Consider the following 12,234-nt stretch of genomic DNA (forward strand, 5'->3'; position numbering starts at 1 on the left):
CCGGCTCACTCGAAGCGCAGATCGTTCAGCCGCCAGTAGACCTCATGCGCCTTCATCGCCTCGCGGGGGGCGATCAGGTCCCAGGCGGTCTTGCCGTTGTTGTCGAGCAGATCGGTCCGTGCCCCGTTGTCGAGCAGGGCGTCAATGACACCGGGCGCGCGCGAGAGCCGCGCCGCGTAATGGAGGGGCGTCGACCCGGGCGGGGGCCGCACCGCGAAATCCGTGTCCCCGAAGGCCTTTTCGGGATCGTAGATCACGGACTCGGCCTTCAGCCGTGCATTCGGGTTCGCCCCGGCCGCGACCAGCGCCTCGATGATGCCGGCGTCCTTGGAATAGGCCGCCGCGATGTGAAGGATCGTCTCGTTGCCCGGATAGGCGATATCGGCCGGTGCGCCGGCCGCGAGCAGGCGCTCCACGATCTCGAGGTGGTTGCCCAGCACCGCGTCATGCAGCGCGGTGGAGCCCAGCACGTTCTGCAGCGCCGGGTCGGCACCGTAATCGAGCAGCACTTCCACCACGCCCGCCCGCCCGTGACCCGCGGCGACGTGCAGCGGGATCTGCGTGCCTTCACCGTCATCCGGCGCGACGCCGGCCTCGAGCAGGGTGCGGACGATCTCGACATGGCCGCGCCGGGCGGCCTCGGCCAGGGGCGTGGCGAGTTCCTCGCTGCGCGGCGCCAGCTTGGCGCCGGCGGCGGCGAGCAGCTCCACGACCTCGGGCGCGCCGCCGGCCTCGGCCAGCATGTGCAGCGGCGCGATGCCGGTCAGCGTCCGGGCATCCGGGTTCGCTCCGGCCGCGAGCAGGGCCGCGGAGGCGGCCGGATCGGGATTGTAGGCGGCGGCCCAGTGCAGCGGCGTGCGCCCCTCGGCGTCCCGTGCCGTGGCCGGGGTGCCGGCCTCGAGGCAGGCGGCGATCTCGTCGGCGCTGGCCGCGGACAGGAAGTCCCGCGTGTTCCACGGCGCGCAGGTCTCGGCACCGGCGGCAACGGGGGGCACGAGGATGAGCAGGGCCGTCACCGGCAAGGCCAGGGCCGTCTTGAGGCGGTCGGTCAACATCAATGTCATTCGCATCCAATTGGGTGATCCTGCGACGGACGCCGTCGTCGTGGCAAGCCCTTATACGGGAAACGCATGCCGTTGGCGCGGCGCCGCGCCCGCGCTAAGCTCTCTGCAGAACAGGGGGGATGGCATGTCTGCACCGAGGCTGAAACGACTGCTTGCCGGCGTCTGCGCCGCGGGCCTGGCGGCCGGCGCGCCCGACGCGGGCGGCGCCACGGGCTGCGCCGAGGATGCGATCCTCGTTTTCGATGGCTCGGGCAGCATGGCCGAGGTCGGGCACGACATCTCGGCCAACCCGCGCATCGTCGATGCCCGCGCCGCAGTGCGCCGTGCGATGCCGGATATCACCCCGTTCCGCGATGTCGGGCTTCTGATCTACGGCCCCGGCGCCGCGGATGCCTGTAGCGGGATAGATCTGCGTTTCCCGCCGGCGCCCGACGCGGCCCCGGCGGTGATCGCGGCCGTCGAGGGGCTGGAGCCGGCCGGCCTGACGCCGCTGGCGGCCTCGGTCGACCGGGCGGCCGCGGTGCTGGAGGCGGGCGGCGGGCCCGGCATCGTCGTGCTGGTCACCGACGGCAACGAGACCTGTGGCGGCCGGCCCTGCGCGCTCGGCGCCCGGCTGGCGGCGGAACGTCCGGGACTGCGCGTGCACGTGATCGGGTTCAAGGTGGTGGAGGATTACTTCAGCTGGAACAGCCCCGAGGCGGACAGCTACGACGGCGGCGAGACCGTCGCCAAGTGTCTCGCCGACGCGACCGGCGGCATGTTCGTCTCCACGGATACGGTCGACGAGCTGACCCGCGCCTTGCAGGTGACGCTGGGCTGCGCCCTGATCGGCGCGGCCCCGCGCCGGCGCGGGGCGGGCTGACCCTGCGCGCCCCGGGGCTGTGGGCTGCGTCGGTCCGAAAGCCGCATCGGTCGCGGGTTGTGACGGGGTGAGGGTCAGCGTGATATGACCACGTCAGACCGGATATCGAGATCGCGTTCGACGGCATCGACAAGGTATGCCGCGACCTCCGCGCGCGCGACGAGACCGTTGCGCCAGGTCTCCGGTCGCTTGAGGATCCGCACGCGCCTTGAGTTGCGCCCGTTTATCAGGATTACCGGGCGGACGATCGTCCAGTCGACGGTGCTGTCCATTATGAGGCGCTCCTGCCGCCCCTTGTCCGCGTAGGCCCTGCCCAGCACCGCACGCTGCGCAACCCGCTCGGGCAGGCTCATGGCGTCGGCACTTCTGCCCGCGCCAAACCCGGTGACCGCCACGAGGCGGCTGACGCCGGCCCTGCTCATTTCGCGAAGAAGCACCTCGGTCGACTCCGAGAACAAGCTCACCCGGGACGTGGCGGGCGGCCGGGTCTTCATGCCCAGCGTGTAGATCACGGCCCGGGCGCCCTCGAGCGCGCGCGCAACGTCCCCCGGACGCAGCGCGTCGCCGGGAACCGGGTCGATCAAGTCTGTCGCCTGAATTGAGCCGGCACCCCTTGCGAAGGCCCTGACCTTAAGCCCGCGAGAGGCCGCCTCCTCGATACACCGCGCACCGATGCCAGAGGTGGCGCCGAAAACTACGATTGGTCCGTCCATCGCTTCGTGTCCTCGTTGTTAAGCCCGTGCCCATGGCACCGGGGGGCGTCCTGCAGGGGCGACGCGCCGCCACCGCGGGCGGTTGCGGGTGAAATTGCCCGGGTCCGGATCGGTTCCGGGACCTGTGCCCTCGAGATCCATGGTCCCGGTTTCCGGACATGGACGCCACGCGGTGAGGTGGCGGTCATGCCCGTGGCATCGCTGATTTTCCGGGCCCGCCACGCGGTGGCCGGCCCCGCCTGAACCTATTGCGTGCGCCCGCCGGGGAAAGGTGGCGCGTGGGACCGGCGCCCCGGCCGCGCCTGTGGCGTCGGTCTGCCAGCCCCTGGACAGATCGCGGGCGCCTTCCGCGTGCCGGGGCCGTGGGAACGCCGATCCATCCGGGCTGGGGTGGGCGTCGGCCAGGACTCTTTTGCTTAGAAAAACGTAATAGTATTACTGGGCTGCTGGAAATAATATCAATAAAACATCGGATTAGTAGCGCATCTCCCAGAAAAAATACTTCGCTATTGCAAACTAAATTTGTCGAACTAAGATCCTCGGAATGAGTTAACCACGCGCGGCATTCGGCAAAGAGCGACCGCTCCATCCCACGGCTTGCCTGTTCGAAAACGGTAGCGGACCGGTGGAACAACCGGATCGCGGGGGCGTTGCGTGCTTCGAGCCGCGAAAGGAGAAAACAATGGAGACCTACGACCCGGACAAAGGCTACGTGGCCCTTCTTGGCTGGAGCCTCAACGCAATCGACGCGGCCGACAGGTTCGACCGGCGCTATGTCGTGGTCGCACCTGCCTGGGCGGAAGCATATTGCGAAGAGAACGATATCCCTTTCATCGGCTGGGATTTCGACCGGCTCAACGAACGCTCGCACGAGCTGGCGACCCGGCTGAAGGAAGAGGGCGTCGACGTTGCCATCCCGCTATACGAGGAGACGGTTGAATGGGCCGGCGCCATCAACGCCGTCCTGATGGACAATCCGCGCCTGCTCGGCCAGTCGATGCTCTTCCGCGACAAGTCCCTTATGAAGCGCCGGGCGCAGCTTGGCGGGATCCGTGTGGGTGTGTTCGAGGAAGCCCATGACAGGGGTGACGTGACCCGGTTCCTCATGCGGGTGAACCAGACCCTTCTGAAGCTGGATGGCGACCCTAACGATCCGATCCACTTCAAGGCTTTCGACAAGTCGGGCACCGCCGGACACCGTGTGATCCGCACCCCCGAAGACGTGGACAACATTCCCGACGAGGAATTTCCGGCGCTGCTGGAGAGCCATCTCGACGGTTGGGAATTCGCGGTCGAGGCGTGGATCAAGGATCGCAAGATCCAGTTCCTCAACATTTCGGAGTATGTCACGCTCGGCTACTCGGTCTTCGTTCCCGCGACACCCGAACTCGAGGCGCACCGCGCGCGGGTCACCGAGGAAATCGAGAAGCTGATCGAGACCTTCGACATCGATTTCGGGTTCATCCACCCGGAATACTTCCTGACGAATGACGGCAAGCTCTATTTCGGCGAGGTTGCCTACCGCCCGCCCGGCTTCAAGGCACTGGAACTGATCGAGCGCGCCTACGGGTTCAACGGCTACCAGGGTCTCATCGTCGCCTTCGATCCGAAGACAACGCAGGAAGAGCTCGACGCCTTCTTCCCCGAGCCAGTGACGGGCGCCGCCGGCCACGCGGGCTGCTTCGGCGTCTATCCGCGCCGGCGTGTCGTGAGCCGGCTGGAGGTGCCGGAAAACACGCAGAAGCATCCCTATTTCGAATTCCACGAGCTTTCTGAGCCCATGGAGCAGAAGGTCACGAAGCGCACGGCCTTCGGCACGCATTGGGGGCTCGCCTTCTTCTTCGGCAAAGATCCGCACGAATTGCGCGACCTGCTGAAGGCCCAGGAAGAGCTGGACTTCTACGTCTGAACTTTCGGGCGCGATGCCCGTGGTGTATTGCTGCGCCGAGATGCGCAGCCTCGGAGGCCGAATTCATGGTGACGACTGAAGATCAGTCGAGCAGGCTCGCGGGCACGCTGGACATGGTGGTCTCGCGTCTGGAGCAGGCCCGTCCTTTCGCGAAACACCGTCACCAGCCGGCCGTTCTGGACGTTGTCGGCCGGCTGCTGGCCGAACCCGGCGGACTGCAGGTCGTTTTCGGGGAAGCGTCCCGCATGGACCGGGCGGGCCTGTTCGGCGGTTCGGATTGGGATGCGCCCGAAGCGCTGCTGCCGCAGTTGGTTGGGCAGACGCTGGAGAGCGGCGATCGCGCCCTCATCGCGCTGGAGGTGGCGAGCCTGCTGCGGTTCCTGGCGATCGCCACGGGGGACGGCACCCATCGCAATCTCCATGCGGATGCCGCGCGGCATTTCCTGACCCAGGTCCTCGCGCATAACCTGCGGTACTTTTTCGAGGCCGCGAACGAGGCCGACCGGGAAACCGACCCCGATGGCCTTCGCCGGCGGGTTTTCGGCTTCATCGTCGCGCGGATCGGCTTCGGCGACGTGCTCGGGACCCTTGTCGAGGAAATCTGGCGGATCCTCGACCAGCGCCCCGTCGAGGTCGGGCCGGTCAAGGAGATGATCATGCAGATCTCGCTGGCCATGAGCGGCCAGGGCGTGGATCCGGGGCAAGAGCGACTTGGTGCCGACCGGCTTGTGAGCGCCCTGTTCGGGCCGACCTCCGCCTGCATCGACGATCCCGGGGTCGACCTGTTTCTCGACCGTATCGCCGCGCTCGATGAAAGCGGGCTGCAGCGCGAGGCCCTTGGCTTTTCAAGGGCCATGCACGACACGGGCCTCGTCTCCGACTACCACGCGGTGTTCCTGCGCTGGATTGCGACCAAGACCGACGCCGACTTCCTGCCCGATACGTTGGGCCTGGGGCCGACGGGCAAGGATTCCCTGCGTCGCTGGCGGGGGCTGGTCGGCGATCTCATCGAAACGGCGATTTCCGAGCACACGCCGCAGTCGGTTTACGGGCTGGCGCTGCTGCTCGATCGCGGGATCCTGCATTCCCCCCCGATCGTCCCGGCCCTGCAACGCCAGCTCCGGACGCGCCTGACAGCGCCGGTCGCCGAGCGTATCCGGCTTGCCTTCGGGGATCTGGTGGCGCCCGAAAGGCTGTTGCTGGCCGGGACGCTTTCGGTCCTGGGGCAGCCGCTCGGCCTGGGCCAGGGCGCCAACCCGACCTGTCAGTCCGCACGTGCGATCGCGATGTGGTCGTTCAACGATCCCGACTTCGTCCTGCACCTGATCCGGCAGGTCAGCGAGGTCGACAGCATCCTCATGCATTTCGAAGGCCAGCCCATCGAGTCGCGGGATATGCCGGCCGGCCTTGCGGCCGGGGCCCCGATCGATGCCGATCCGGTTTCCGTGGCGCTCGTGCCCCACCTGGACCGGATCTACGCCGAGATGGGGCGGCGCTGTGTCGGTCGGACCGGCGATCCGCATCGCTGGGTCAATCCCGAGTTCCATGGATGGTGGGTCGCGCGCGATTGCGTCGTCGCGGTCGATATCGCGACCGGCCTGCTCAGCGACTACACCGGCTTCGTAGAGCGGTTCTGCAGGGGCTATCATCCCGCCTTCAACGGCGGGCGCCCGGTCATCCACCCCCAGCCGGCCGGTATCGCGGTCACGGATTCGGCGGCGCGTTTCGTCGGGTGGCACGCGATCGCGATCCTGCGTGTGGAGACCGATCAGACCGGCGCACACCGGGTCTATTTCTTCAATCCGAACAATGACAGCGGCCAGGATTGGGGGGCCGGGGTCGTGGTGTCCACCAGCGGCAACGGCGAGCGCCATGGCGAGGGATCGCTGCCGTTCGAGCAGTTCGTCTCGCGGCTGTATCTTTTCCACGACGACCCGACCACAAGCGACACGGAGATCTACGTTCCGGAAGAGATTGCAGGCCGTATCGAGCGGATGGCGCTCGAAAGCTGGGCGGCGGACCGGAAGGTTCCGGATCCCGGCTCGATGGTGGGGTCAGCCGATCCTGGCACCTGACGACGCCGGCCGCCGGTCACGACCGCAAGCTGGTCCGGTCGAAGGCCGGGACAGCTGCCCCGGATATCGCATGGGGCGCGGCCGGCCGTCCTGACCGACCGTCGGAGAAACCGGCGCGTTCAGGCCCCGCCGACCGGGTCCCCCTTTTCCCGGGCCCCCGCGCGGCTTAGGTCTGCAAGAGGAAAGGAGGCCCGGTTTGAACACACAGGCATCCAAGCTACCCCCCGTTGACCCGGCATGCGTCGCCGCCGTGGAAAGAATTGGCGGTACGATCACCCCGCTGGACCCGATCGGCGCGCAGGTCAGCGGCATCGACCTTGCGTCCGGCGAGACGCCGCCGCGTGACGTTCTGGACGCGCTTGAACTTGAAATGGCGCGTCGGGGTTTCCTGGCCTTCAAGAACCGGAAGGCGATCGAACCCGAGGACTTCCTGCGCGCCAGCTGCTGGTGGGGCGGACGGGAGCTGCACAGCACGCATGGCGTCCACCCGGCGACGCCCGGAGGCAATCGCCACATCTTCCGGCTCTCGAATGATCGCCGGCACGGGATTCCGGATGTGGGGCCGCAATGGCACAATGACGGCAGTTTCACCCCGGCCACGTTTTCGCATTCGGGCTATCACATCATCCGGCCGGCCGAGCATGGCGGCGGGACGTATTTCGCCCATCAGGGCATCGCCTACGATATGCTCCCGGACGCGCGCAAGGAGCGTTGGGGGCGCCTGTCCTCCGTGAACTCCGCGTCGGGCGTGGTGCATCCGCTGTTCCACGAGCATCCCGTATCCAGGCAAAAGTGCATCTGGCTGCACCTGGGCATGACCGGCGCGGTGATCGAGAAACTGCCCGATGCGCCCGGTTTCCGCCTCTTGCAGGCGGACGAGCTGAAGCAGCTCTGTCACGCGTATAACGACATTCTGAATGCGGGTTTGGCGCAGGGATACGCGGTCGCCTACGAATACGAGGCGAACGATTGCGTCTTCATCGACAACCTGGCCGTCGCCCATCGCGCTGCGCCCGAGGCCCACATGCCGGCTGCGCAACAGGGCCTGCGGATCATGCATCGCAGCACGGTTCGCGGCGTAAAGGACCTGGCGCCGGGCTTCGAGCTGCCGCTCTACCTCGACATCGGTGCGGCCAGCCCCTTCGGCGAGGGCGTCTGGCAAGGCGGAGGCCTGGGCTTTCGCTGGGACGATGATATCCCCATGCAGAACTAGCAAGATCCCCGCCGGGCCGAGACGTCCGGGGCGCCGGGGGAAAACGCCCGGTGGCGGGGCAGGCGGTCACCGGCGGCTTTCCTTTTCGTCACGTCGCCGCATGATGGTTTGCACCGCCACCCCAGAGCGGCGAGAATGCCGGGGAAAACGGGCGCCGCAGTGTCGTGGCCAGCCCGCGTACCGTTCCACCCGATCCGGAGACCGATCTGATGCCAGGCCCCTTACAAGGAATTCGGGTCATCGACCTGACCACGATGATCTCGGGTCCGCTTGCCACGATGACCCTGGCCGACCAGGGCGCCGAGGTGATCAAGATCGAGCATCCGGACGGCGGCGACCACAGCCGGCAGGTCACGGGACGGCGGGGAGGCTTCTCGGCGTCTTTCCTGAACAACAACCGCGGCAAGAAATCCGTCACGCTGAACCTCAAGGATCCGCGCGGGGTCGAAGCGGCGCTGCGGCTCTGCGCAGGCGCGGACGTGTTCGTGCAGAATTTCCGCCCGGGCGTGGCGGACAGGATCGGCCTGGGCGAGGATGCCGTGCGCGCCGTTCGGCCGGACATAATCTACACGTCGATCGCGGGATTCGGCTTCGAAGGCGACTGGGCGCGCAAGCCGGTATATGACCCGCTGATCCAGGCCCTGTCGGGGCTGGCAAGCATCCAGGGCGGGGCCGATACGGCGCGCCCGCGGCTGGTGCGCACGATCCTGCCTGACAAGCTGACCGCGATCCAGACCGCCCAGGCCGTAACCGCGGCCCTCCTGGCGCGGGCCCGCACGGGTGCGGGCAGCCACGTGCAGATCTCGATGCTGGACACCGTGCTGGCGTTTCTATGGAGCTCGGACATGGCCGGCTATACCTTCGTGGGCGACGAAGCCAAGCCCGCCGGGCGTGCCGAGGCGCAAAGCTTTGTCGAGCTCATCTACCAGACCGCTGACGGGTGGATGGCGGTTTCGGCGCATACGGACAGCACATGGGCAGGGCTCTCGGCCGCGGTCCGCCGGCCCGACTGGCTTACGGATCCGCGCTTTGCAACCGTGGCCGCCCGCGAAGAAAACAAGCCCGCCAGGCTGGAGCTGACGCAGGAGGAACTGTTGAAGGACACGACCGACAACTGGATGCGCCGGCTGAGCGCGCAGGATGTCCCCTGTGCGCCGGTCCTGACCCGCGCCGAGGTCTGCGAGCACCCGCAGGTGCAGGCCAATCGCACCGTGATCGAGCAAGATCATCCCCAGGCAGGCCGCATACGCCAGGCCCGAACGCCCGCCCGCTTTTCCGCGACCCCGCCAGACGCCCCGCAGCCCGCCCGCAAGCTGGGTGAGGATACGCGCGCCGTGCTCGCAGAGGCAGGCTACGACGACGCGACCATCGACGGGATGATCGCGCAAGGCATCGCCACCGACACCCAGGATGCGTTCTCATGATCGACCTGTACTACGCGCCGACGCCCAATGGCTGGAAGGCCGCCATCATGCTCGAGGAGACGGGCCTCGCCTACCGTCCGGTACTGATGCGACTGGGCGAAGGGGACCAGTTCACGCCGGAGTTCCTGGAGATCAGCCCCAACGCCAAGATGCCGGCCATCGTGGATCATGCGCCGGATCCAGCCTGGGGGAACGATCCCGTTCCGGTGTTCGAATCGGGCGCGGTGCTTTTGTACCTTGCCGACAAGACCGGGCAATTCGCCCCGGGCAGGGACGATCTGCGCGCCCGCAAGGAATTGATGGAATGGCTCTTCTGGCAGGTGGGCAACCAGGGGCCGATGGCTGGACAGCTCAGCCATTTCCGGAACTATGCGCCCGAGGCGGATCGTGACTACGGTTTCAAACGCTACCTGGGCGAATACGACCGCAACCTCGGTGTCCTCGAAAACCGCCTGCAGGACCGCGACTATATTCTCGGGGAATACTCCATCGCCGACATGCTGGCCTTCCCATGGGCCTTTATCGCGAAACCGCTGGGCGCCTCGCTGGACGCGTTCCCGCGTGTCGCCGACTGGCGCGCACGGATCAAAACCCGCCCCGCCGTGCAACGCGCGATTGATCTGCACAAATCCGAGCAGAACAGCGGTCGGCACCGGGTGGACAACAACACGGTTCTTTTCAGCCAGAGCGCCGCATCCCTGAGGCCGAAAGCCAAGTGAGATCCGGCGCGACCATGTCCGGGCATGGCTGCCGCGCCCGTTTTCCGAGGCCGCGCGTGGCGCAAGGACCGGGGTCGCGACACCCGGTCCGTCCAGGCGGCGGATGATCTTTCCGGCGCGTCGAACGCGGGTCACGGGGCCTCGGGCAACTTGACCGTTCTTGCCGCCTTGAGTACAAGGCCGACATCGAGCGGGTATGGTGTAATGGTAGCGCCCCAGCCTTCCAAGCTGGTCGTGCGGGTTCGATTCCCGCTACCCGCTCCAGCCTTCTTCCCACGCCCTCCTGTCCGGCGGGTCGCACCGGCCCCGAGGCCCTTGCGGGAGCGGTCCCTTCGGACCGCCGCGAGGCCGGATCGCGGCCCGGTGCCGGCCCTGCGGCACCCGCGGGCTTGTGCCTGCGCGCGGGCTGTCCTAATTGGGGCTTCGGACCCCGGGAGGAACAGCGCGCATGGCTCGCCAGCCCAAGACCGTGACGGAAGAGCGTGACAAGTCCAAGCGCATCGGCGCGCTGCGGGCCCTTGTGCCGTTCCTGGCCCCCTATCGGCGCCTGCTTGCCGCCGCCGCCCTGGCGCTGGTCCTGACCGCGGCGGTGTCGCTGATCCTGCCGATGGCCGTGCGCCGGGTCGTCGACGGGTTCGGCGCCGGAGACGCGGCGCTGCTCGACAAGTATTTCGCGGCCGCGCTCGCCATCGCCGGGCTGCTCGCCCTGGGAACGGGGCTGCGCTATTACCTCGTGACGCGCCTGGGCGAGCGGGTGGTCGCGGATATCCGCAAGGCCGTCTTCGCGCGGGTGATCTTCCTGTCGCCCGCCTTCTACGAGAAGATCATGACGGGCGAGGTGCTGAGCCGCATCACCACCGACACCACGCTGATCCTGAGCGTGATCGGGTCCTCGGTCTCGATCGCGCTGCGCAACGCGCTGATCCTTTTGGGCGGCATGTCGCTGATGCTGGTGACCAGCCCCAAGCTGACCGGGCTCGTGCTGCTGATCGTGCCGCTGGTGATCGTGCCCATCATCGTGCTGGGCCGCCGCCTGCGCGTGCTGAGCCGCGAGAACCAGGACTGGATCGCGCGCAGTTCCGGCAACGCCTCCGAGGCGCTCTTGTCGGTGCAGACGGTGCAGGCCTTCACCCACGAAGCGCTGAGCCGCGCCCGCTTCGACAAGGTGACCGAGAACAGTTTCGACGTCGCGCTGCGCCGCGTCAGCACGCGGGCGCTGATGACGGTGATCGTGATCTTCCTGATCTTTACCGGCGTGGTCGGCGTGCTCTGGATCGGGGCGCGCGACGTGCAGGCCGGGTCGATGTCCGCCGGCGAGCTGGTGCAGTTCGTCATCTACGCGGTCATGGTCGCCGGCTCCGTGGGCGCGCTGACCGAGATCTGGGGCGAGCTGCAGCGCGCCGCGGGCGCGACCGAGCGCCTGCAGGAGCTTCTCGGCGCCGAGGACGGGGTGACGGATCCCGAGGCGCCTGTGCCGCTGCCGGCGGCGCCGCAGGGACGGATCGCCTTCGACGAGGTGACCTTCCACTATCCCGCGCGCCCCGAGACGGCGGCGCTGAACGACGTGTCGCTGTCGATCCGGCCGGGTGAAACCGTGGCGCTGGTCGGCCCCTCCGGCGCGGGCAAGACCACGGTGATCCAGCTGCTTCTGCGGTTCTACGACCCGGCGTCGGGGCGGATCACGCTGGACGGCACCGACCTGCGCGACATGGCGCGGGCTGACTTCCGGCGTGCGGTCGCCATGGTGCCGCAAGACCCGGTGATCTTCGCCGACACGGCGCGCGAGAATATCCGCTTCGGCCGGCCCGAAGCCACCGATGCCGAGGTCGAGGCCGCGGCGCGGGCCGCCCACGCACATGACTTCCTGTCTGCGCTGCCCGAGGGTTACGACACCTATGTCGGCGAGCGGGGCGTGATGCTGTCGGGCGGGCAGAAACAGCGGGTGGCGATCGCCCGGGCGATCCTGCGCGACGCCCCGGTGCTGTTGCTGGACGAGGCGACCTCGGCGCTCGACGCGGAATCCGAACGCGCGGTGCAGGACGCGGTCGATGCGCTGGCGCAGGAACGGACCACGATCATCGTCGCCCACCGTCTCGCGACCGTGAAGAAGGCCGACCGCATCCTGGTCTTCGAGGCCGGTCGCATCGTCGCCCAGGGCAGCCATGACGAGCTGGTGGCCCAGGGGGGGCTCTATGCCCGCCTCGCCCGGTTGCAGTTCACCGAGGGGCTCGCGGCAGAGTGAGAGACCCCGCCCG

General features: G+C 67.8%; 9 protein-coding genes and 1 tRNA gene. 8 read left to right on the forward strand and 2 right to left on the reverse strand.

What is annotated here, in order from left to right; genetic code table 11:
• Positions 1-5: 5 nt before the first annotated feature.
• On the reverse strand, positions 6-1,055 hold the full coding sequence (locus ACQ5SP_RS02215; protein WP_430935977.1) for an ankyrin repeat domain-containing protein: 1,050 nt from the start codon (positions 1,053-1,055) through the stop codon (positions 6-8).
• A gap of 133 nt (positions 1,056-1,188) precedes the next feature.
• Between ACQ5SP_RS02215 and ACQ5SP_RS02220 the strand changes: the two genes are divergently transcribed.
• Positions 1,189-1,926, forward strand: coding sequence for a vWA domain-containing protein (locus tag ACQ5SP_RS02220; RefSeq protein ID WP_430935979.1), 738 nt, complete (start codon positions 1,189-1,191; stop codon positions 1,924-1,926).
• A 74-nt stretch (positions 1,927-2,000) separates the two neighbouring features.
• On the opposite strand, the gene ACQ5SP_RS02225 is transcribed toward ACQ5SP_RS02220, so the two are convergent.
• Positions 2,001-2,639, reverse strand: a complete 639-nt coding sequence (locus ACQ5SP_RS02225) for an NAD(P)-dependent oxidoreductase (RefSeq protein WP_430935981.1) — start codon at positions 2,637-2,639, stop codon at positions 2,001-2,003.
• Positions 2,640-3,321: 682 nt separating this feature from the next.
• Here ACQ5SP_RS02225 and ACQ5SP_RS02230 point away from each other — a divergent pair.
• The 7 genes from ACQ5SP_RS02230 (at position 3,322) to ACQ5SP_RS02260 (ending at position 12,221) form a co-directional block, all read left to right on the forward strand.
• Positions 3,322-4,548, forward strand: coding sequence for an ATP-grasp domain-containing protein (locus ACQ5SP_RS02230; RefSeq protein WP_430935983.1), 1,227 nt, complete (start codon positions 3,322-3,324; stop codon positions 4,546-4,548).
• Positions 4,549-4,613: 65 nt separating this feature from the next.
• Positions 4,614-6,623 (forward strand): hypothetical protein, encoded by a 2,010-nt coding sequence (locus tag ACQ5SP_RS02235; protein ID WP_430935985.1) that lies wholly within the window; start codon positions 4,614-4,616, stop codon positions 6,621-6,623.
• A 196-nt stretch (positions 6,624-6,819) separates the two neighbouring features.
• Positions 6,820-7,836: a TauD/TfdA dioxygenase family protein gene (locus ACQ5SP_RS02240; RefSeq protein ID WP_430935987.1), complete on the forward strand. Its 1,017-nt coding sequence runs from the start codon at positions 6,820-6,822 to the stop codon at positions 7,834-7,836.
• 209 nt (positions 7,837-8,045) lie between these two features.
• Positions 8,046-9,260, forward strand: a complete 1,215-nt coding sequence (locus ACQ5SP_RS02245; protein WP_430935989.1) for a CaiB/BaiF CoA transferase family protein — start codon at positions 8,046-8,048, stop codon at positions 9,258-9,260.
• A complete protein-coding gene (locus ACQ5SP_RS02250; protein ID WP_430935991.1) occupies positions 9,257-9,979 on the forward strand; it encodes a glutathione binding-like protein in 723 nt (240 codons plus the stop codon). The genes ACQ5SP_RS02245 and ACQ5SP_RS02250 overlap by 4 nt, the downstream gene beginning before the upstream one ends.
• Before the next feature lie 190 nt (positions 9,980-10,169).
• Positions 10,170-10,243 (forward strand) — tRNA-Gly (locus ACQ5SP_RS02255).
• A gap of 184 nt (positions 10,244-10,427) precedes the next feature.
• On the forward strand, positions 10,428-12,221 hold the full coding sequence (locus tag ACQ5SP_RS02260; RefSeq protein WP_430935993.1) for an ABC transporter transmembrane domain-containing protein: 1,794 nt from the start codon (positions 10,428-10,430) through the stop codon (positions 12,219-12,221).
• The last annotated feature ends 13 nt before the right edge of the window (positions 12,222-12,234 follow it).

This window comes from Rhodovulum sp. YNF3179, from assembly GCF_050586465.1.
GTDB lineage: Bacteria > Pseudomonadota > Alphaproteobacteria > Rhodobacterales > Rhodobacteraceae > CAJXYS01.

Excerpts from the sequence above, each read along its gene's own strand:
- ACQ5SP_RS02215 (WP_430935977.1), bottom strand. The coding sequence starts at position 1,055 with ATGTTGACCGACCGCCTCAAGACGGCCCTGGCCTTGCCGGTGACGGCC.
- ACQ5SP_RS02220 (WP_430935979.1), top strand. The coding sequence starts at position 1,189 with ATGTCTGCACCGAGGCTGAAACGACTGCTTGCCGGCGTCTGCGCCGCG.
- ACQ5SP_RS02225 (WP_430935981.1), bottom strand. The coding sequence starts at position 2,639 with ATGGACGGACCAATCGTAGTTTTCGGCGCCACCTCTGGCATCGGTGCG.
- ACQ5SP_RS02230 (WP_430935983.1), top strand. The coding sequence starts at position 3,322 with ATGGAGACCTACGACCCGGACAAAGGCTACGTGGCCCTTCTTGGCTGG.
- ACQ5SP_RS02235 (WP_430935985.1), top strand. The coding sequence starts at position 4,614 with ATGGTGACGACTGAAGATCAGTCGAGCAGGCTCGCGGGCACGCTGGAC.
- ACQ5SP_RS02245 (WP_430935989.1), top strand. The coding sequence starts at position 8,046 with ATGCCAGGCCCCTTACAAGGAATTCGGGTCATCGACCTGACCACGATG.
- ACQ5SP_RS02250 (WP_430935991.1), top strand. The coding sequence starts at position 9,257 with ATGATCGACCTGTACTACGCGCCGACGCCCAATGGCTGGAAGGCCGCC.
- ACQ5SP_RS02260 (WP_430935993.1), top strand. The coding sequence starts at position 10,428 with ATGGCTCGCCAGCCCAAGACCGTGACGGAAGAGCGTGACAAGTCCAAG.